Raw genomic sequence first — 20,739 nt, forward strand, 5'->3', positions numbered from 1 at the left:
TCCAGCCGGCGCCGGGGGTTCAGCAGGCGCGGGCGAAACCGGCGGCGCCCAGGCGCTCGGCGATTTCACCGAGTATCGCCGGATCGTCGATGGTCGAGGGTGGTGCATATTCCTCAGCGTCGGCGATCTTGCGCAAAACAGCGCGCAGGATCTTGCCCGAGCGCGTCTTCGGCAGCCGCTTGACCACCACCACGCGCTGGAAGCAGGCCAGCGCGCCGATACGCTCGCGAACCAGCGCCACCAGTTCGCGCTGCACCTGTTCCTCGCCGAGCCGCGCATCGTCCTTGAGCACCACCAGGCCCAACGGTACGTGGCCCTTGATCGGGTCCTGCACGGCGATCACCGCGCACTCGGCCACCGCGCCGTGCAGCGCCAGCAACTCCTCCATCTCGCCAGTGGAAAGGCGGTGCCCGGCGACGTTAATCACGTCGTCGGTACGGCCCATGATGTAGACGAAGCCGTCCTCGTCGACGTAGCCGCCGTCGCCGGTGTGGTAGTAGCCGGGATAAGTCCGCAGGTAGGCATTCAAATAGCGCGGGTGGTCGCCCCACAGCGTCTGCGCGCAACCGGGCGGCAGCGGCAGGCCGATGACGATCGAGCCGGTCTGGTTCGGCCCCAGCAGATGGCCTTCCTCGTCCACCACCTGGACGTTGTAGCCAGGCACCGGCAGGCTGCTCGAGCCGGGACGCTGATCCGCGCTCCCCAGGCCGGTGCAGGGCGCGGTCACCGGCCAGCCGGTCTCGGTCTGCCACCAGTGGTCGTGCACCGGTTTGCCGGTGAGTTCTTCCAGCCAGTGCTGGGTGCTGCTGTCGAGCTTCTCGCCGGCGAGGAACAGGCGACGCAGCGAACTTAGGTCGTAATGCTTGAGCAGCTCGCCGTGCGGGTCTTCCTTGCGGATCGCGCGGATTGCCGTGGGCGCGCAGAACAGCGCGTTGACCTTGTGCTCCTGGATCACCCGCCAGTAGGCGCCGGCATCCGGGGTGCGCACCGGCTTGCCTTCGTAGAAGACCGTGGTGCAGCCATTCATCAGCGGGCCGTAGACGATCAGAGAATGGCCGACCACCCAGCCGACGTCGGAGATGCCCCACCAGACGTCCCCCGGTTGCATGCCGAAGATGTTCGGCAGCGCGTACTGCATGGCCACCGCATGGCCGCCGTTGTCGCGCACGATGCCCTTGGGTTTTCCGGTGGTGCCGGAGGTGTACATGATGTACAGAGGGTCGCCGCTCGCAAGCTCCACCGGGTCGGCAGGCTCGGCATGGGCCACCGTCTCGCGCCAGTCGAGGTCACGCCCGGCGTGCAACTCGGCCATCGCCTGCGGACGCTGCCAGACCATCACTTGCGCCGGTTGGTGCAGCGCCAGCTCCAGTGCCTTGTCCACCAGCGGCTTGTATTCGATGACGCGCTCGAACTCCAGGCCGCAGGACGCGGTGACGATCAGCTTGGGCTTGGCGTCGTCGATGCGCAGCGCCAGCTCGTAGGGCGCGAAGCCGCCGAACACCACCGAGTGCACTGCCCCAAGGCGCGCACAGGCCAGCATGGCCATCGCCGCCTGCGGCACCATAGGCATGTAGATGATCACCCCGTCGCCCTTGCCCACGCCGAGCGCGCGCAGGGCACCCGCCAGGCGCGCCACCTCGTCGCGCAGTTCGCGGTAGCTGAAGCGTTGCTGCACGCCGGTCACCGGCGAGTCATAGATCAGCGCAGCCTGCTCGCCGCGGCCGAGGGCGATCTGCTGGTCGAGAGCGAGGTAGCTGCTGTTCAGGCGGCCGTCGGCGAACCAGCGATGGCTGCCGTCGGCCAGGTGTTCGAGGATATTGCGCGGGCGCTGGTACCAGGCCACGGCCTCGGCCTGCTCGGCCCAGAAGGAGACAGGATCCGCCAGGGAGCGGTCGTAGGATTGCCGGTAGTTCATCATCGAGCCCTCTGAATTGTTGTTATCGAGGTCGAGTAACGAGTATGGACAGGCCTCGGGGGGCCGCCATCAGCCTTTTGTCGAACGCCGGCGGAGCCTTCCTGCGAGACTGCGCCCCTCGGCATTGGCCGGTTCTCGAAATGGACAACCGGCTTTAATTGCTGACAGCCAAGCAAGGCTGCCAACTCGGACCTAAGCTAGCACCCGCACAAAGCCTTCCAGATCGACTAAGTTGTGTTCTTGATGGATTAAATTGCTGAGCCGCCTATCCAGATGTCGAGAACCTCCGACTGGCCGCTGCCGCCGGACAGCCTGCGCCTGCTGCTGCCGCCCGTGCTGCTCGCCAAGCTCGCCGCGCATCCGCTGAGCCGCGACCTCTACCCCACCTCGCTGGGCCACTACCGGCGTGCCCGCGACCACCAGATGAGCCGCGACCGCCACGACGACCACCTGCTGATCTATTGCAGCGAGGGTGTTGGCCATCTTCTCGCCGACACCACGGAAGGCCCGCAGGCGCTGCGCGTCGGCAGCGGCGACCTGATCTGGCTGCCGCCGGGCATGGCGCACGAATACCGCGCCGACCATGAACAACCCTGGAGCATCTCCTGGGTCCACCTGCGCGGCGACGGCGCACACTGGCTGCGCCAGGCTGCCGGCTACGACGCCTCGCCGCTGCGCCATTGGGGCGTGCAGCACGCGCTGCTGGGCGGTTTCACCCAACTGCTCGAGGCCGGTCACAGCGGCTACCGCTTCCAGCCCTACCTGCTGGCCGCCAGCCGGCTACGCGCGCTGCTCTGCCAGCTACCGTTGTTGCGCCCGCTACGCGAGGGCGGACTGGACCTCGACGGTCTGCACGCGTACATGCGCGAGAACCTGCACCGACGCCTGGAACTGGCGCAGCTGGCGGCCTTCTGCAACTTGTCGAAGTTCCACTTCGTCAATCGCTACCGGGTGCTGACCGGACGCACGCCGGTGCAGCACTTCCTGCACCTGAAGATCGAGTACGCCTGCCAGTTGCTGGACAGCAGCGGGCACAGCGTCGCCCAGGTCAGCGAAGCCCTTGGGTATGACGACAGCTATTACTTTTCAAGGCTTTTCAGCAAGGTCATGGGCCTGTCGCCCAGTGCCTATCGCGCGCGTCTGGGCGAGGGGCGCGGGGGCGCCTGAGGGGGTTCGCTGCCGGTCGTCGCCAGCCCCCGGCGCGGCATCGGTGCGGGACTAAACTCTCGACTCCCCTCCCTTACCCCGGGGTGTCACAGCATGAAAATCCTCGTTCGCCCGTCCTCCAGCAGCAAGGGCAAGTGCTGGCAGGTGTGTCTGGATCAACTGGCCGTGGACTTCCGCAATGAACAGGAAGCCAGGCTCTTCGTCAGCACCCTGGAAACCCGCCTGCAAGCGCCCCACGTCCTACCCAGACAGATACCGCCGTTGGCCAGCTGAGCCTCCGCTCAGACGCTGCGCTCGCTGATCTGGCCGCTCGACCAGCCAAGCAGCGCCGCGCATCCCCCGCACAGACAGATCACCACTGCCATGGGCAGGGCGCTGCCGTCGTGCAGCGCGCCGACCAGCGCCGAGGCGCCGGCCGCCACGCTGAACTGCAGGCTGCCCATCAGCGCCGATGCGCTGCCGGCGTGACTTCCCTGCCCCGCCATGGCGCATGCCGAGGAGTTGGGCATCAGGAATCCCAGGCTGGCGATACAGCCGAACAGTGGCACCAGCAGCGGCCAAAGGTGCTCGGGACGGAACAGCGTCACCGCCAGCAGGATCAGCCCGCAACCGAAGTACACCCAGACCGCACGCCGCAGCCAGAACCCCGGCCCGCGAAAACGCAGCAGGTAGGCGTTCACCTGCGCCATCAGGATGAAGCCCGCGGCGTTGCTGCCGAATACCCAGCCATAGTGCTCGGGCGCCACGCCGTAGAGCTGGATGAACACGAATGGCGAGCCGGCGATGTAGGAGAACACCCCGGCGATGGCACCCCCGCCGGTCAGCGCATAGGTCAGGAAGGCGCGATCGCCGAACAGCCGGCGGTACTCGCCCAGGGCTCCGCCCAGTGGCGGTCGCGGGCCGGCCGGGATGGTCTCTGGCAGGCGCAGGCCGATGGCCAGCCCGGCGAGCGCGCTGAAGCCAGTCAGGCAGTAGAAGATCGACTGCCAGCCAAAGGTGCCGAGCAGCGCGCCGCCGGCCAAGGGCGCGAGGATCGGCGCCAGCCCCATGACCAGCATCAGCTGCGAGAACGCCTTCGCCGCGGCGATCGGATCGCACAGGTCGCGCACCACCGCGCGGGAGATCACCATGCCGGCGCAGCCACCCAGGGCCTGGACGAAGCGCGCGCCGATCAGCCATTCGAGGCTCGGTGCGACGGCACAGGCCAGCGACGCCAGGGTGAAGATGCTCACGCCCAGCAGCAGCGGCTTGCGCCGGCCATAACGGTCGGCCAGCGGACCGTACAGCAGTTGGCCGATGGCAAGGCCGGCGAAATAGGCCGACAGGCTCAACTGCACGTGCTCGACGTCGGTGCCGAAGGCGTGGGCCAGAGCAGGAAAACTCGGCAGATAGAAGTCGATGGCCATGGGGCCGAAGGCGCTCAGCGCGCCGAGGATCAGCAGGATCGGGAAGGTCATGGCTCACCGGTTCGGGGACCGCCGCCGCGGTGTCCGGCCGAGGCTACGGGCAAGTCGCGGGGCGAAAAGAAAGCTGGCTAACGAAACGCCGCCAAGCATAGCAATTTGGCGCTCAGCGGGCAGGCCGGCGTACACAGATTTCCGCCATGGGGATAACCGGATGGCCAGGGTGCGAGCGCGGCTCGCACCCTGGCCGGCACTCAGGCCGCGGGACCTTCGCCGTGCGCGGGGTGCGCTTCGGGCGCGGGTTGGGGACTGACCTTCTCCTTGCGCTTGCCGAGACGGTCGGAGAACGACTCCACCAGCATGTAGAACATCGGGATCAGGAAGGTCGCCAGCAGGGTTGCGGCTAGCATCCCGCCGATCACCCCGGTACCGATCGAGTGACGGCTGGCGGAACCGGCGCCGCTGCTGATCGCCAACGGCACGCAACCGAGGATGAAGGCCAGTGAGGTCATGACGATCGGGCGGAAGCGCAGCTTGGCCGCCTCCAGCGCCGCCTGCATCGGCCCCATGCCCTGCTCCTCGCGACAGAGCACGGCGAACTCGATGATCAGGATGGCGTTCTTCGCCGCGAGGCCAATCAGGGTCACCAGGCCGACCTGGAAGTACACGTCGTTGTCGATGCCGCGCAGCCAGATGGCGAGGATGGCGCCGAACACCGCGAAGGGCACGGCGGTGACCACCGCCAGCGGCAGCGACCAGCGTTCGTACTGTGCGGCGAGGATGAGGAATACCAGGATCAGGCCGAAGATGAACGCCTGCCCGCCCGAGCCCTGGGCTTCGAGTTCCTGATAGGCCGAACCGATCCAGGTCAGCATGTAGTCCTGGCCGAGGGTCTGGTCAGCCACCTGCTGCATCGCCGCCAGCGCCTGGCCGGAGCTGTAGCCCGGCGCCGGGCCGCCGAGGAGCTTGGCCGCGGGGAACACGTTGAAGCGCGAGAAGGTATCCGGACCGAGGATGCGCCGCACTTGCACCAGCGCCGAGAGCGGTACCAGGTCACCGGTGGACGCGCGCACGTAGACCTGCTTGAGATCCTCGGGCTTGCGGCGGAAGTCCGACTCGGACTGCAGGTTCACCTTCCAGGTCCGCCCGTACAGGCTGAAGTCGTTGACGTAGTAGGCGCCGAAAGTCGCCTGCATGGCCGTGAACACGTCGTCGATCGCTACCCCGAGGGCGCGCGCCTTGGTCCGGTCCAGGTCGATGAAGTACTGCGGCACGTTGGCGTTGAACGTGGTGGTCACGCCCGCCAGCTCGGGACGCTTGGCGGCGGCGGCCATGAACTTCTGCACCATCGCCTGCAGCTGCTCGGGAGTGCCGCCACTGCGGTCCTGGATATAGGCCTCGAAGCCACCGGTGGTGGACATGCCGGTGATCGGCGGCGGGTTGAAGGTCAGGGTCACGCCGTCCTGCTGCTTCATGCCCATGCCCATGAAGGTGCGCGTCAGGTTACGCGCGTCCAGCGACGGGTCCTTGCGCTCCTTCCAGTCCTTGAGGGTGATGAAGGACACACCGGCGCTGGTGACGTTGGTGTTGGTCAGGATATTCAGGCCGGCGAAGGTCACCACGTCCTTGACCGCCGGGTGCTTGAGCAACTGCTCGGTCACCGCGCTGGTCAGCTCCTCGGAGCGTTTGAGCGAGGCAGCTGGCGGCAGGATGTAGGCGTTGATCACGTAGCCCTGGTCTTCGTCGGGCACCAGCGAGCCGGGCACGCGGCCAAACAGCACCACCATCAGCGCAATCATCCCGCCGACCAGCAGCAGGCCGATGGAAACGCGCTTGAGGAAGAACTGCACACCCGCGCCATACCCTTCGGTGGCCTTGTCGAACATGCGGTTGAACCAGCGGAACGGTGCCGCCGGCTCCTTGTGCTCGGACTTGAGGAGCAGCGCGCAGAGCGCCGGCGAGAGCGTCAGCGCGACAATCCCCGAGATCACCACGGACACCGCGATGGTGATCGCGAACTGCTGGTACATCTGCCCGGCGAGACCGCCGAGGAAACCAACCGGGATGAACACCGCGCAGAGCACCAGGACGATGGCGATGATCGGCCCGGTCACCTCTTCCATGGCCTTGATCGCCGCCTCCCGCGGCGCGAGTTTTTCGGTGCGCATCACCCGCTCGACGTTTTCCAGCACCACGATGGCGTCGTCGACCACGATGCCGATCGCCAGCACCAGGCCGAACAAGGTCAGCAGGTTGATGGAGAAGCCCAGCAGGTACATGCCGGCGAAGGTGCCGACCAGCGACACCGGGATCGCCAGGACCGGGATCAGGGTAGCGCGCAGGTTCTGCAGGAAGATGTAGACCACCAGCATCACCAGCACCAGGGCCTCGAAGAACGTGTGTATCACCTCTTCGATGGAGACCTGCACGAACACCGTGGTGTCGTAGGGGATCTTGTAGACGATGCCGGGCGGGAAGCGCTTGGACAGGCGCTCCATGGTGGACCTTATCGCCTCGGCGGTGTCCAGGGCATTGGCGCCGGGCTGCAGGTAGACCCCGAAGGCCGCGTTCTGCTGGCCATTGAGGGAAGTCATCATCGAGTAGTCCTGGGCACCCAGTTCGACCCGCGCGACGTCCCTGAGCAGCAGGCTGGCGCCAGTGCTGTCGGTGCGCAGGATGACGTTCTCGAACTCCTTCGGATCGGTGAAGCGCCCCTGCGTGCTCACCGTGTAGGTGAATGCCTGCGGACTGTTCAGCGGCTCCTTGCCGAAGTTGCCGGCGGCGAACTGCGAGTTCTGCTCGCGGATGGCGTCGACCACGTCGCTCGGCGTCAGGCTGTACTGCGCCAGCTTGTCCGGGCGCAGCCAGATGCGCATCGAGTAGTCCTTGGCGCCGAACTGGGTGACGTCGCCGACGCCGGGCAGGCGCTTGAGCTCGTCAATGACGTTGATCAGCGCGTAGTTGCTGATCTGCACCGGGTCGACCGAGTTGTCCGGCGAGAACAGGGTAACCATCTGCAAGATGTCCGAGGACTTCTTCTGCACCTTCACGCCCTGCCGGCGCACTTCCTCCGGCAGCTTGGCCAGCGCGGCCTGAACCTTGTTGTTGACGTTGATGGTGGCCTGGTCGGGATTGGTGCCGACCTTGAAGTAGACAGTCAGCGTCATGGCGCCGCTGCTGTCCGAGGTGGACAGCTGGTAGATCATCCCTTCGACGCCGTTGATTTCCTGCTCCAGGGGCGCGGCGACGGTTTCCGCGATCACCTGCGAGCTGGCGCCGGGATAGTTGGTGGTCACCGACACCTGCGGCGGCAGGATCTGCGGGTATTGCGCGACGGGCAGCGCATGAATGGCCGCCATCCCGCCCAGCAGGATGACGATGGAAATCACCATGGCGAAGATCGGCCGGTCGATGAAGAAGCGCGAGATCACGATGGGCGCTCCTTATTGTTTGGCCTGGGCTGGTTGCGCAGCCTCGGCGGAAGCTTCCTGTGCCTTGACCGGCTGATCCGGGCGCACCTTGGACAGCCCGTCGACGATCACCCGTTCGCCGGCATTGACGCCCGAATCGAGCACCCAGCGGCCGTTGACCATCTGCGCGACGTTCACTGGGCGCATGTGTGCGATGCCCTTGTCGTCGACTACGTAGACGAAGGTACCCGCGGGGCTCTGGGACAACGCGCGCTCAGGCACGGTCACCACCGACTTGCGCATGATGCCCGAGACCACCACACGCACGAACTGGCCGGGAATCAGGCGGCTTTCCGGGTTGTCCACCGTCGCCCGGGCATTGATGGTGCCGGTGCCGGTGTTGACGAAGCTGTCGGTGAAGTCGACCACGCCATCGATCGGGTAGCGCGTGCCGTCGCCGAAGAACAGCTCAGCCTTCAGCTTGCCCTTCTCCGGCAGGGTCATTCGCCCGCTCTCCACACCGTCGCGCAGCCGGGCCGCCTCGGTGTCGGTGTAGGCGAAGTTGATGTAGATGGGGTCGAGCTGAGTCAGCTCCGTGAGCAGGCTGGAGTTCGGATCGTTGGAGGCCACCAGGCTGCCCTCGGAGACCGTCTGCTTGCTGGCCATGCCGGAGATCGGCGCCTTCACCGTGGTGTAGTCGAGGTCGATCTGCTTGGCCTGCACGTTTGCCTTGGAGGCCTCGACGTCGGCCTTGGCCTGTTCGAAGTTGGAAATGTAGCGGTCCAGTTCCATGGCGCTGGCGAAGCCCTTGACCTGCAGCTCGCGGATACGCTTGAGGTCGCGGTCGGTCTGCCGGTACCGCGCCTGCGCCTGGGCCAGCGCGCCCTTGGCCTGGCCCAGCGCCGCCTGGTAGGGACGCGGGTCGATCTGGAACATCACCTGGCCCTGCTTGACCGGCCGGCCTTCCTCATAGGTGCGCTTCTGCAGGATGCCGCTGACCTGGGCGCGAACTTGCACCTCCCGGTAGCCGGCGGCACGCCCGGAGTATTCGAGGTTCAGTGGCATCGGGCCGCTCTTGGCGATTTCGACCGTGACCGGCGGCGCAGGAGGGGCCGCCTTCTCTTCGGCTGCCAGCCCAGGCAGGGGAAGCTGCGCCGCAAACAGGACGCAGCAGGCCATCAACGATGACGGACGAAGGGCAAACGGCATAGAACCTCTCCATGGAAGGCAATTTCTATTCGAATAGGTAGACAGACATCTCGAGCCCCGCCCGCTTTCAGTGGTTGACGGGTCACGCTGAACAGTTCAGCAACGGGGGCGGACTTCAGATGAGACTAGCCTGTATAGCAATTGCCGCCACGAAGAGGCCTAAAGAAGATTCGGAAATCTCCCACAGCACGAACGACTCGAAATATGCTGAGGGCTTGGCGTAGCCACGGCAGGGCAAGTGACGGTTATTTCACGAAAATTCAGTAGACTGGCGGACCAAATGCAAGGCCAGCCAAAAGAGCGGTCACCGACACTATGAGAAGAACTAAAGAAGACTCGGAGAAGACCCGCCAGACCATCCTGGATTCGGCCGAAGCGCTGTTCCTGGAAAATGGGGTTTCCAATACCAGTCTCGAAGAAATTGCGCGTAATGCCGGTGTGACGAGGGGAGCGGTCTACTGGCACTTCGAGAACAAGTCGCATCTGTTCCACGAAATGATCAACCAGGTGCGCCTGCCGCCCGAACAGCTGATTGCCCGGCTGTCCGGCTGCAACGGCGTGGATGCCCTGCAGTCGCTGTTCGAGCTGTGCATCGAGGTGGTCCGCAACCTGGCCAGCAACGAGCAGCGCCGGCGCATCCTGACCATCCTCATGCAGCGCTGCGAGTTCACCGAAGAGCTGCGCGATGCGGTGCTGCGCCACAACGCCGTGATCCGCCAGTTCATCGACCTCTGCGAGCAACTGTTCGCCCGCCAGGCCAACCAGCAGCGCCTGATGCCCGGCATCACCCCGCGTATCGCCGCGCGCTCGGTGCACGGCATGATCTACGGCCTGATCAACGACTGGCTGCGCGACCCGGAGCTGTTCGATCCGTTGCAGGACACCGAACAGCTCTTCGAGCCGCTGTTCCGCGGGCTGATCCGCGATTGGGCTCAGGCCGGCGCGGCTTCGTAACCTTCCTCGCGGATCGCCTCCAGCAGCGCCTCTTCGGGTAGCCGGCTGTCCACCCGCACTTCGCCGTCCGCCAGGTCCACCTGGACCTGGGCGGCCGCATCGCGAGCCTGGATCGCCTGGGTCACGGCGCGTACGCAGTGGCCGCAGGACATGCCTTTCACATTGAACACATGCATGTCGAACTCCTTGGGGATCGATGAATTCGTGGCGCAGTGTCGACCTTGCCACCGTGGCAAGGTCAAGCCCTTGCGCTCCGCTTGCCGCCAGCGACCGCCTCGGCCAAGCTCAGCGCTGTCGCCTTCACCTGGGAGTCCTCCGATGCGCCGGCTACTGCTCCGCGCCCTGCCCTGCCTGCTCTGGCCCGCCTTGGCCCTGGCCGCCGACCCGCCAACGGTGCAGGCCTGGCCGCAACAGGACCCGCCGCCCGCCGGCTACGCGATTCTCAACGTCACCCGCATGGGCCTGCAGAGCGGCAGCGCCTGCGATGTCGACCTCTATGTGCGCGGCGAACTGCTGGCGCGCCTGCAACCCGAAGGCAGCGTGTCGCTGAATCTCGCCCCCGGCGAAGTCCCGATCCGCCTGGCCACCTCCAGCACCGGCGCCTGCCGCCAGGGCATGCAGCAACTGCAGAACCAGAGCCTGCGACTGCGCGCCGGGGAAATCCGCAACTACCGCATCGGCTACCGCGAAGGCGGGCTTTTCCTGACCCCGGTCAACACGCCCTGAAACGACGCTTGACCTTGCCCTTGTGGCAAGGTTCATCCTCGGGGCATCGTCGGATCCAGACGACTGCGCGCCTACCGCGCGGTCGCCGGAAATCAGGAGAAGCCCCGTGAACAGCCCCGCCCCCATCGAGCTCGACCTGCCGGTACACGGCATGACCTGCGCCTCCTGCGCCGGCCGCGTCGAGCGTGCGCTGCAGAAGGTCCCCGGCGTGCTCGGCGCCAGCGTCAACCTGGCCAGCGAGCAGGCGCGAGTGAGCCTGAACGACGCCGGACAGCTGCCGGAACTGGTCGAAGCCGTGGAAAAGGCCGGCTACCAGGTGCCCAGCCACACGCTGGAACTGGGCATCGAGGGAATGACCTGCGCCAGTTGCGTCGGCCGCGTCGAACGCGCGCTGAAGAAGGTCCCCGGCGTGCGCGACGCGAGCGTCAACCTCGCCAGCGAACGCGCGCACCTGGACCTGCTCGGCGCAGTCGACCCCGCCATCCTCATCGCCGCCGTGGACAAGGCCGGCTACCACGCACGCCTGCTCGAAGCTGAGAAGCCGGCGCAAGACGCGGCGCTGGCCCGCCTGGCCCGCGAGCGCATCCTGCTGATAATCGCTCTCGCGCTGGCCCTCCCGCTGGCGCTACCGATGTTCGCCGAATGGGCCGGAATGCACTGGATGCTGCCGGCCTGGGTGCAGTTCGCCTTGGCCACGCCGGTGCAGTTCGTCATAGGCGCGCGCTTCTATGTCTCGGCCTGGAAAGCGCTGCGCGCGCGCAGCGGCAACATGGACCTGCTGGTCGCCCTGGGCACCAGCGCCGGCTACGGCTTAAGCCTGTACCTCTGGCTGAGCGCGCCGCCCGGCAGCATGCCGCACCTGTACTTCGAGGCGAGCGCCGTGCTGATCGCCCTGATCCTGCTCGGCAAGTACCTGGAAAGCCGCGCCAAGCGCCAGACCGCCTCGGCCATTCGCGCCCTGGAAGCCCTGCGCCCCGAACGCGCCACACGCATCCGCGACGGCCACGAGGAAGACGTGGCCATCGCCGAGCTGCGCCTGGGCGATGAACTGCTCGTGCGCCCCGGCGAGCGTTTCCCGGCGGACGGGCTCGTCCTCGATGGCCGCAGCCATGCCGACGAGGCGCTGATCACCGGGGAAAGCCTGCCGGTGGCCAAGGGCCCCGGCGACAAGGTCACCGGCGGCGCGATCAACGGCGAAGCGCTGCTGACCATCCGCGCTACCGCACTGGGCGGCGAGACCGTGCTGGCGCGCATCATCCGCCTGGTGGAAGACGCCCAGGCGGCCAAGGCGCCGATCCAGAAGCTGGTGGACAAGGTCAGCAACGTCTTCGTCCCGGTGGTGGTCGGCATCGCCCTGCTCACCCTGCTCGGCTGGCTGCTGGCCGGCGCGGGCCTGGAAACGGCGTTGATCAACGCCGTCGCCGTGCTGGTCATCGCCTGCCCCTGCGCGCTCGGCCTGGCCACGCCGACGGCGATCATGGCCGGCACCGGCGTCGCCGCGCGCCACGGCATCCTGATCAAGGACGCCGAAGCCCTGGAAGTCGCCCACGCGGTCAGCGCGGTGGCCTTCGACAAGACTGGCACCCTGACTGCCGGCAAGCCCGGCCTGGTGGACTTCGCGGTCGCCGAAGGCGAAGCCGACGAAGCCCTGGCGCTGGCCGGTGCCTTGCAACGCGGCAGCGAACACCCACTGGCCAAGGCGGTGCTCGGCGCCTGCGTCGAACGCGGCCTGCACGCCCACGCCGCGAGCGAAAGCCAGGCACTGGCCGGGCGCGGCATTCAAGGGCGAGTCGGCGAGCGCCTGCTGGCCCTGGGTAACCGCCGCCTGCTCGACGAACAGGGGCTGGCCGCCGGTGATCTGCAGGTAAAAGCGAGCGAATGGGAAAGCCACGGCCGCACCCTTTCCTGGCTGATCGAACTGCAACCGCAAGCGCGGCTGATCGCCCTGTTCGCCTTCGGCGACAGCCTCAAACCCGGCGCCGCCGAAGCCATCCACGCGCTGCGCGAACGCGGTATCGCCAACTGCCTGATCACCGGCGACAACCGCGGCAGCGCGCGACTGGTCGCCGAGGCCCTGGGCCTGGACGAAGTGCATGCCGAAGTGCTGCCGGCGGACAAGGCCGCGGTGGTCGCGCAGATGAAACAGGGCGGCGCGCTGGTGGCCATGGTCGGCGACGGCATCAACGACGCCCCGGCGCTGGCCGCAGCAGATGTCGGCATCGCCATGGGCGGCGGTACCGACGTGGCCATGCACGCGGCCGGCATTACCCTGATGCGCGGCGACCCGCGCCTGGTCCCGGCAGCGCTGGACATCGCCCGGCGCACCTACGCGAAGATCCGCCAGAACCTCTTCTGGGCCTTCGTCTACAACCTGATCGGTGTGCCCCTGGCCGCCCTCGGCCTGCTCAACCCGATGGTCGCTGGCGCCGCCATGGCCCTGTCCAGCGTCAGCGTGGTGAGCAACGCCCTGCTGCTCAAGCGCTGGAAGCCGGACCTGCAAACCAGCGACAACGAAACCCGGAGCTCGCGATGAACATCGGTGAAGCCGCGAAGAAGAGCGGCCTGTCGGCGAAGATGATCCGCTACTACGAATCCATCGGCCTGCTGCAACCGGCCGGCCGCAGCGCCAGCGGCTACCGCCACTACAGCGAGCAGGACCTGCACCGCCTGGCCTTCATCCGCCGCTCGCGGGACTTCGGCTTCTCGCTGGAAGAAGTCGGCCAGTTGCTAGCGCTGTGGCAGGACCGCAAGCGCGCCAGCGCCGACGTCAAGGCCCTCGCCACCCGCCACATCGACGAACTCAACCGCAAGATCGCCGAGCTCTCCAGCCTGCGCGACACCCTCCAAGACCTGAGCGACCACTGCCACGGCGACCACCGCCCGGACTGCCCGATCCTCAAGGACCTGGAGTCGGGCAATTGCTGTCACTGAGCTTCGCTCGTACAGGCCAAACCGCCACCCGGTAGGAGCGGATCTCATCCGCGAAGAATCCGCGCCGCAGTCCCTTGTAGGAGCGGGCCATGCCCGCGATTTCGCGGACAAGGTCCACTCCTACAAGAGCCATGCACCAAATCGCACAGGCATAGCGGAAGTAAGACGGCGCTGACCTAAAGGCCTGGACGGTATCATTATTTGATACCACAATGAGGCCAGAATGGATGAACAGCCGCCAACGCTCCACCTGGGAGCTGTTGTACGCGACGCCAACGCCCAACCACCTGGAATGGTTCCGGATCGAGGCACTGCTGCTGTACCTGGGCGCGCGCAAGATCGAGGGCAACGGTTCGCGCGTGCGCTTCGAGCTGAACGGCGTCATCGCCAGCTTCCACCGGCCACATCCGGGCAAGGAAGCCAAACCCTATCAGGTTCGCGATGCGCGGACTTTCCTCGAACGAGCGGGATACGCACCATGAGCCCGATGAAATACAAAGGCTACGTCGCCCACATCGAATACAGCGACGACGATGAACTGTTCGTTGGCCGCATCGCCGGCATCCACGACGTGATCGGTTTCCATGGCGAGTCGGTAGGCGAGCTGCGCCAACTGTTCCAGGAAGCGGTCGACGACTACCTGGAGACCTGCGCTCGACTCGGTCGTGAACCGCAGAAGCCCTACTCAGGAAAACTCAGCCTGCGCCTGGATCCCGCCCTCCACGCACGCGTAGCCCTGAAGGCCGAGCTGAGCAATAAGAGCATCAACCAGTGGGTGGTGGAGCGCCTCAGCGAGGCGCTCTGAACGCAGAGCCCCGCCCCGTAGGAGCGGATCTCATCCGCGAAGAACCCGCGCCGCAGTCCCCTGTAGGAGCGGTCCATGCCCGCGATTTCGCGGACAAGGTCCACTCCTACGAAGGCGCCACAGCGCTACGGCGCTGCCACAGCGACGCCGGCAGCACGGTTACCGCCAGGCCGAGGAAGACCAGTACGCAGGCCAGCCAGTCCTGGGCGGTGAGCTGCTCGCCGAGCATCAGCCAGCCGGACAGCAGACCGGATACCGGCACCGCCAGGGCGAAGGGAGTCACCTGGCTGGCCGGGTAGCGGCGCAGCAGGAAGCTCCACAGGCCGAAGCCCACGGTGGTGGCCAGGAAGGCGATGTAGAGCAGCGCGCCCACGCCTTCCCAACTGATGCCGCGCACGGCGGCGGCCATCGCTTGCGGGCCTTCGAAGATCCACGACAGGACCAGCAGCGGCAGCGGCGGAATCAGGCTTACCCAGCTGATCAGGCGGAGCATGTCGTTCGCGCCGGAACGCTTGGTGGCGATGTTGGAGAAAGCCCAGGCCAGCGCTGCCGCGATCACCAGGCCGAAGGCCAGCAGGCTATCCCCCAACGGGCGCTCCAGGCCGATCAGCAACAAGCCGGCGGCAGCCAGCAGCAAGCCAAACAGCGCACGCGGCGAAGGGCGTTCGCCGAGGAACACCGCGGCGATCAGCACCGTGAAGAACACCTGGCTCTGCAGCACCAGCGACGACAGGCCGGCGGGCATGCCCAGGTGCATGCCGACGAACAGCAGGCCGAACTTGACCACGCCCAGCAGCACGCCGATCTGCACGATGCGCCAGAACGGCGCCGGCAGCGGCCCGCGCAGGAAGATCAGCGGCAGCGCCGCCAGGGCGAAGCGCAGGGCGCAGAACAGCAGCGGCGGGAAGTCGTGCAGGCCGACCTTGATGATGACGAAGTTGACGCCCCAGATCAGCGTGACCAGCAGGGCGAGAAGGATATGCGGCAAGGGCATGGCGGCGGCTCTGGAGGGGGGCTGTCCACGCTAGCAAGGTCGCGCTGGAGCGTCTGCACACAGTTGCCGTGGAAATCGGGGATACAGACTAGCTGGCGGACTCGATGCGCAGCAGCGGCCAGCGCCGTAGCCAGTCCTTCTCGCGCACGCGTTGCCGGTAGAGCTCCAGCTTGCCAAGGAAATGCCCGGTGGGCCGCACGCGCAGTTGCAGCAGATCCTAGACGCCCAGCGGCGCCAACAACTCCAGTTGCTCGCCGGACAAGCGCACCGCGACCGCCGTGCAGACTTCCGGCCAGTGGCAAAGCGCAGCGGCAACGTCGGCGTAGGCGGCATCGCCGTTACGCAGATGCATGCGCGCCTGGTTGCGCACCGACCAGGGCACGTGCGGGCAGACCCGGGTCAGTCGCTCTTCCCAGGCCAGGTCAGGCGCCGCATCCAGCTGCTGTGGATCGAAATACAGCACATCGACGTCTGCCAAGGGCGTCGCGGTCGCGTAGCCATGCAGGGCATCCCACACCGCGTTGCGGACGAAGCCTGCGCCAATCCATGCGCCCGCTGGCCCATGCTCAAGCACGGTGCGCAGCAGGTGCATGCGTTCGGGGTCGCGGGCCAGCAGGTCGATGATCTCCGCCGCGTTGCGCGGCGGAGCGGTCATCACTGCAGCCACGGCGGTGGCGGCGGCTCGTCGCTCGGCGCGGCGTCCTGGGCGACCCGGCCGGCTTCGCGGCGCTCCTGCTCGCGCAGCGCTTCGGCGATCTCGCGCAGAACCGAATCGACATCGGCCTCGTCTTCCGGATCGTCGAAATGCCCGGTCAGCTCCGAGTCCGGCTGCAGTTCGCCGGCCTCGTAGAGCGCCCACATTTCCTTGGCGTAGTGGGTGAACTTCAGCTCCGGAGCGAATCGCCCGAAGTACGCGGCCATGTTGCCCACGTCCCGTTCGAGCATGCGGAAGGCATGGTTGTTGCCGGCGGCATCCACCGCCTGCGGCAGGTCGATGATCACCGGGCCGTCCGGGCCGACCAGCACGTTGAACTCGGACAGGTCGCCGTGCACCAGGCCTGCGCAGAGCATCATGGCGATCTGGCGGATCAGGAAGGCGTGGAATTCCCGTGCAACGTCCGCCTCCATTTCCACGTCGTTGAGGCGCGGCGCGGCGTCGCCGTCTTCATCGGCGATCATTTCCATCAGCAGCACGCCGTCGAGGAAGTCGTACGGCTTGGGCACGCGCACCCCGGCGTTGGCCAGGCGGAACAGCGCGGCGACCTCGGCGTTCTGCCAGGCGTCCTCCTGCTCCTTGCGGCCGTACTTGGAGCCCTTGGCCATGGCGCGCGCCTGCCGGCTGTTGCGCACCTTGCGGCCCTCCTGGTACTCGGCGGCCTGGCGGAAGCTGCGCTTGTTCGCCTCCTTGTAGACCTTGGCGCAGCGCAGCTCGTCGCCGCAGCGCACTACGTAAACCGCCGCTTCCTTGCCGCTCATCAGCGGCCGCAGCACTTCGTCGATCAGGCCGTCCTCGATCAACGGCAGCAAGCGTTTTGGGGTCTTCATCGAATTCCGTCGTGGTTCCTCGGTACGGCCGGGAGCGGCGGCCCGTTATACGGCATCCGCGGGGCGCCGCCCAGCCCGTGCATTTTCTAGTTGGGTGTGGAGGTCATGTCGATGGACTCGCCCAGCGCATCGGCCATGCGCTGCAGCTCGTTGCCCAGCGCCTGGTCGTCGTCGGCGTAGCGCAGGGCGATGGCGGCGAAACCGTCGGCAACGTCGACGAAAGCCTCGACCACTTGCGGATCGAGGTGGCTGCCGCTGGCGGCGATTATGCGTTGCTGCGCCTCCTCCGGACTCAGCGGCGCCTGGTACGGATGCCGGCTGGGCAGCTCGTCGTAGCAGTCGATCAGCGCCAGCAGGCGCGCCGACAGGGGGATCTGCTCGCCCAGCAGGCCCTGGGGATAACCGCTGCCGTCCCAGCGCTCGTGGTGGCTGTAGGTGATCTCCTTGGCGAAGCGCAGGAACTCGGCCGACATGCCCAGCCGGCTTTCGGCGGCCTCCAGGGCATCGCGCCCGGCAGTGGTATGGCTCTGCATCAGCGCCATGTCCTCCGGGCTGAGCTGCCCCGGGTTGAGCAGCACGCGGTCGGGGACGACTACCTTGCCGATGTCGTGCAGTTGCGCCGAGCGCGCCAGCAGTTCGATCTGTTCCAGGTCCAGCTCGCTGGCCTCGCCGTCGCGGCGCGCCAGCGAATCGGCGAGCAACCGCATGTACTGCTCGATGCGTAGCAGATGGCGGCTGTGCGGGTTGTCGCGCAGGTCGCAGAGCGTGGCCATGGCTTCCAGGGTGGCACCCTGCACCGCCTGCAGTTCGCGGGTACGCCGGCGCACCTCGAGTTCGAGGAACTCGCTCTTGTCGCGAAGGAAGTCGGCATTGGCCTTCAGCTTCAGGTGCGCGCGGATGCGCGCCAGGGTCACCGGCGGGCTGATCGGCTTGGTGATGTAGTCCACCGCGCCCAGGTCGAGGCCACGCTGCTCGTCCGCGCTGCTGACCACGCCCGTGAGGAAGATCACCGGGATGTCGCGGGTCCGCGGGTCGGCCTTGAGCCGGCGGCACACTTCGTAGCCGTCCATCTCCGGCATCATGATGTCGAGCAGCACCAGGTCCGGCGCCGGGCTGCTCTGCGCCACCCGCAGCGCCTTGGCGCCGGAGGCGGCGACGCGGACCTGGTAATGGCCCATGAGCAGTTCGCTCATCAGCATCAAATTGTCCGGCTGGTCGTCCACGACCAGGATCACTTCCTGTTCCGGCCTATCCAACATGCTGTCCATGCTCCTACCTCGTTGCGCTCTCAGATGCGGATGTGGCGTTCCCGCGCCAGCATCAGCAGGTTTTCCAGTGCCCGTTCGAATTCGAAGCGGCGAACACTCGCCGCCAGGCTGTCGTATCCCTCATTGAAGACGCTGCGCAGCAGGCTTGCCCGTTCGCCGAGCAACCTTCCGGCGCGCGGATCGTCGGCCGCCAGCAGGTGCGCCAGGCGACGGACCACCTGTTCGACCTCCTGATCGTCCACAGGTGCCGCCGGAACACTCGCTTCGACCGCCAGCGGTGGCGGCGCGACCGGCCGCTCGCGCTGGACCTGCTGCGGGTCCAGGCGCGGCGCGTCGTCCACCCGGCCCAGCGGCAGGCGGCACCAGAACAGGCTGCCCTTGCCCGCCTCGCTGCTCACCCCGACCTCCCCGCCCATGGCCTCGGCCAGGCGCTTGCAGATCGCCAGGCCCAGGCCGGAACCGCCGTAGCGCCGGGTGATGGAGTTGTCCGCCTGGCTGAACGACTCGAACAGCCGCTCCTGCTGCGCCGGCTCGAGGCCAATACCGGTGTCGCTGACGCCGAAGTAGATCCACACCTCGTCGCCGGCCTCCATGTCCACGCGTACGTCCAGGCCAAGTTCGCCGCGCTCGGTGAACTTGAGCGCGTTATTGCCGTAGTTCATCAGGATTTGCCGCAGGCGTAGCGGGTCGCCGATCAGCCGCGCCGGCAGCTTCGGGTCGAGCTCGCAGTGCAGGGTCAGGCCCTTGCCGGCAGCGCGAATGGCGAACAGGTCGACCAGCTCGCCGAGCAGGCGCTCGAAATCGAACTCGATGCGCTCGAACTCCAGGCGGCCGGCCTCCACTTTCGACAGGTCGAGGATGTCGCTGATGAGCTCCAGCAGGTACTGCCCGGAGCCCTGGATCTTGCCCAGGTAGTCGCGCTGCTGCGGGTCCAGCGCGGTCGCTTCGAGCAGGTGCGAGAGGCCGATGATGATGTTCAGCGGCGTGCGGATCTCGTGGCTCATGTTGGCGAGGAACTCGCTCTTCAGCCGCGCCGCCTGCTCGGCGAGGTCGCGGGCCTGGCCCAGTGCGTCCTCGGTGGCCTTGCGCGCGGTGATGTCGCGGCTCACGCCGACCAGCCCGAGCAGCTCGCCGTGGTCGTCGTGGAAGGCGCTGCGCAGGGTATCGAAGAGCACCCGCCGGCCGTCCGGATAGACCACCCAGCCCTCGCTGGCGAACGGCTCGCGCGCCGACAGCGCCTGGCGATCGCGATCGCGGCGGCCGGCACGGGACTGATCGCTGAACAGCTGCTCGTCGCTGCGGCCGACCACGTCTTCGGCGCGCAGCCCCAGGCACTCGGCGAACGCCTGGTTGACCCCCAGGTAGCGGCCCTGGATGTCCTTGAACCAGATCGGGTCGGGGATCGAGTCGATCAGCGCCATCAGCGTCTTGCGCTGGCGGTGCTCCTCGGCCTCGGCGCGGGCGCGCTCGGCGACCTGGATCTGCAGCCGGCGGTTCCAGATCAGGACGAAGGTCAGCAAGGCGAAGAAGCCGGCCACATAAGGCCAGGCCGCCTGCAGCAGCTGTTGCCAGTCGAACGGGTTGCTCGACGGCAGCCACTTGTCATGGATGCGCTGGCGCTCGTCGTCGTCGATGCTGCTCAAGGCGCGGTCGATCAGCGGCACCAGGGGTTGCAGTTCCTTGCGCACCGCGAAACGCACCTGGCTGTTGTCCAGGCCGCTGTCGCCGCGCACCTCGAGGTTGCTCAGGTTGAGCTGGCTGAGCAGGTAGGTGGTGCTGATCAGGTTGCCGATGTAGGCATCAGCCTGCCCGGCCGACACGGCCTTGAGCGCGGCGGCGCTGTCGTCGGTGAAGACGAAGGACACACCGGGCACTGCCGCGCGCAGCAGGTCGTGCACGGCGAAATCGCGCTCCACCGCGACGCGCTTGCCGGAGAGGTCGTCCAGCACCCGCACGTTGCTGTCGCGGCGGGCGAAGATCAGGCTGCTGGTGCTCAGGTAGGGCCGGGTGAAGGCGAGGAAGCGCTCGCGCTCCTCGGTGCGCGCCACTGTCGGCAGCAGGTCGATCTCGCCTTTGCGCGCGGCTTCCAGCACCGCTTGCCAGTCGTCCAGCAGCACCGGTTGCAGGCGCAGCCCGAGGCGTTGCGCCACCTGGTTCAGATAGTCGGCGCTCAAGCCCTCGAAGTGTCCTTCGTTGTCGAGCATCTCGAACGGCGGCCAACCGCCCCCATAGAGCCCCACCCGCAGGGTCTGGTGCGCATCCAGCCAGGCACGTTCGTCGGCACTGAGCGCCACCAGGGAGGCATGCGCCAGGGAGCACAGCAGGGCGAGCGACATCAGGCACGCGGCAAGGAGTCGGCGGCAGGGCATGGCGGGCTCTCGACGGACTTCCTGCAAGCGTAGCCGGCAGTTT

17 protein-coding genes and 1 pseudogene are annotated in these 20,739 nt (G+C 67.0%); 8 read left to right on the forward strand and 10 right to left on the reverse strand.

Translation table 11 applies throughout. The features are described from left to right. Positions 1 to 19: 19 nt before the first annotated feature. Positions 20 to 1,915, reverse strand: coding sequence for a propionyl-CoA synthetase (locus PKB_RS23820; RefSeq protein WP_043257705.1), 1,896 nt, complete (start codon positions 1,913 to 1,915; stop codon positions 20 to 22). Positions 1,916 to 2,188: 273 nt separating this feature from the next. Here PKB_RS23820 and PKB_RS23825 point away from each other — a divergent pair, with 273 nt between their 5' ends. Together PKB_RS23825 and PKB_RS29365 are read left to right on the forward strand one after the other, a co-directional pair. Next, positions 2,189 to 3,082 (forward strand): AraC family transcriptional regulator, encoded by an 894-nt coding sequence (locus PKB_RS23825; RefSeq protein WP_043255096.1) that lies wholly within the window; start codon positions 2,189 to 2,191, stop codon positions 3,080 to 3,082. Between the two features lie 93 nt (positions 3,083 to 3,175). Beyond that, entirely contained in the window at positions 3,176 to 3,355 is a 180-nt protein-coding gene (locus PKB_RS29365) for a hypothetical protein (RefSeq protein ID WP_084166716.1), read from the forward strand. Positions 3,356 to 3,363: 8 nt separating this feature from the next. On the opposite strand, the gene PKB_RS23830 is transcribed toward PKB_RS29365, so the two are convergent. The 3 genes from PKB_RS23830 to PKB_RS23840 form a co-directional block, all read right to left on the reverse strand. After that, complete coding sequence (locus PKB_RS23830) at positions 3,364 to 4,539, reverse strand: multidrug effflux MFS transporter (RefSeq protein ID WP_043255098.1); 1,176 nt, start codon at positions 4,537 to 4,539, stop codon at positions 3,364 to 3,366. Positions 4,540 to 4,739: 200 nt separating this feature from the next. Further along, a complete protein-coding gene (locus PKB_RS23835; RefSeq protein ID WP_043255099.1) occupies positions 4,740 to 7,916 on the reverse strand; it encodes an efflux RND transporter permease subunit in 3,177 nt (1,058 codons plus the stop codon). A gap of 12 nt (positions 7,917 to 7,928) precedes the next feature. Continuing rightward, the gene (locus PKB_RS23840) at positions 7,929 to 9,104 is read right to left on the reverse strand and encodes an efflux RND transporter periplasmic adaptor subunit (protein ID WP_043255101.1); all 1,176 of its coding nucleotides are present in this window, start codon (positions 9,102 to 9,104) and stop codon (positions 7,929 to 7,931) included. 315 nt (positions 9,105 to 9,419) lie between these two features. Between PKB_RS23840 and PKB_RS23845 the strand changes: the two genes are divergently transcribed. After that, the gene (locus PKB_RS23845) at positions 9,420 to 10,058 is read left to right on the forward strand and encodes a TetR family transcriptional regulator (RefSeq protein WP_043255102.1); all 639 of its coding nucleotides are present in this window, start codon (positions 9,420 to 9,422) and stop codon (positions 10,056 to 10,058) included. Here the strand turns inward: PKB_RS23845 and PKB_RS23850 are convergent. After that, complete coding sequence (locus tag PKB_RS23850) at positions 10,037 to 10,234, reverse strand: heavy-metal-associated domain-containing protein (RefSeq protein WP_043255104.1); 198 nt, start codon at positions 10,232 to 10,234, stop codon at positions 10,037 to 10,039. The two genes, PKB_RS23845 and PKB_RS23850, sit on opposite strands and share 22 nt — an antisense overlap. 142 nt (positions 10,235 to 10,376) lie before the next feature. Here PKB_RS23850 and PKB_RS23855 point away from each other — a divergent pair, with 142 nt between their 5' ends. The 5 genes from PKB_RS23855 (at position 10,377) to PKB_RS23875 (ending at position 14,520) form a co-directional block, all read left to right on the forward strand. Next, complete coding sequence (locus PKB_RS23855; RefSeq protein WP_043255106.1) at positions 10,377 to 10,784, forward strand: hypothetical protein; 408 nt, start codon at positions 10,377 to 10,379, stop codon at positions 10,782 to 10,784. A 106-nt stretch (positions 10,785 to 10,890) separates the two neighbouring features. Next, the gene (locus PKB_RS23860; RefSeq protein WP_043255107.1) at positions 10,891 to 13,317 is read left to right on the forward strand and encodes a heavy metal translocating P-type ATPase; all 2,427 of its coding nucleotides are present in this window, start codon (positions 10,891 to 10,893) and stop codon (positions 13,315 to 13,317) included. Further along, entirely contained in the window at positions 13,314 to 13,715 is a 402-nt protein-coding gene (gene cueR / locus PKB_RS23865) for a Cu(I)-responsive transcriptional regulator (protein ID WP_043255109.1), read from the forward strand. Before PKB_RS23860 ends, cueR begins: the two co-directional genes overlap by 4 nt. A 227-nt stretch (positions 13,716 to 13,942) precedes the next feature. Then, a complete protein-coding gene (locus PKB_RS23870; RefSeq protein WP_043255111.1) occupies positions 13,943 to 14,197 on the forward strand; it encodes a type II toxin-antitoxin system HicA family toxin in 255 nt (84 codons plus the stop codon). Next, a complete protein-coding gene (locus PKB_RS23875) occupies positions 14,194 to 14,520 on the forward strand; it encodes a type II toxin-antitoxin system HicB family antitoxin (RefSeq protein WP_043255112.1) in 327 nt (108 codons plus the stop codon). The genes PKB_RS23870 and PKB_RS23875 overlap by 4 nt, the downstream gene beginning before the upstream one ends. Positions 14,521 to 14,626: 106 nt before the next feature. Here PKB_RS23875 and PKB_RS23880 read toward each other — a convergent pair whose 3' ends face one another. From PKB_RS23880 to PKB_RS23900, 5 genes and pseudogenes are all read right to left on the reverse strand, one after another. Beyond that, the gene (locus PKB_RS23880) at positions 14,627 to 15,514 is read right to left on the reverse strand and encodes an EamA family transporter (RefSeq protein WP_043255113.1); all 888 of its coding nucleotides are present in this window, start codon (positions 15,512 to 15,514) and stop codon (positions 14,627 to 14,629) included. Between the two features lie 88 nt (positions 15,515 to 15,602). Continuing rightward, positions 15,603 to 16,169, reverse strand: a pseudogene (locus tag PKB_RS23885) (nucleotidyltransferase family protein). Then, complete coding sequence (locus tag PKB_RS23890; protein ID WP_043255115.1) at positions 16,169 to 17,059, reverse strand: PA4780 family RIO1-like protein kinase; 891 nt, start codon at positions 17,057 to 17,059, stop codon at positions 16,169 to 16,171. The pseudogene PKB_RS23885 and the gene PKB_RS23890 overlap by 1 nt, the downstream one beginning before the upstream one ends. Before the next feature lie 86 nt (positions 17,060 to 17,145). After that, a complete protein-coding gene (locus PKB_RS23895) occupies positions 17,146 to 18,327 on the reverse strand; it encodes a response regulator (RefSeq protein WP_043255116.1) in 1,182 nt (393 codons plus the stop codon). Positions 18,328 to 18,347: 20 nt separating this feature from the next. After that, positions 18,348 to 20,663, reverse strand: coding sequence for an ATP-binding protein (locus PKB_RS23900; protein ID WP_242411193.1), 2,316 nt, complete (start codon positions 20,661 to 20,663; stop codon positions 18,348 to 18,350). Positions 20,664 to 20,739 lie beyond the last annotated feature (76 nt).

The organism is Pseudomonas knackmussii B13, from assembly GCF_000689415.1.
Taxonomy (GTDB): domain Bacteria; phylum Pseudomonadota; class Gammaproteobacteria; order Pseudomonadales; family Pseudomonadaceae; genus Pseudomonas; species Pseudomonas knackmussii.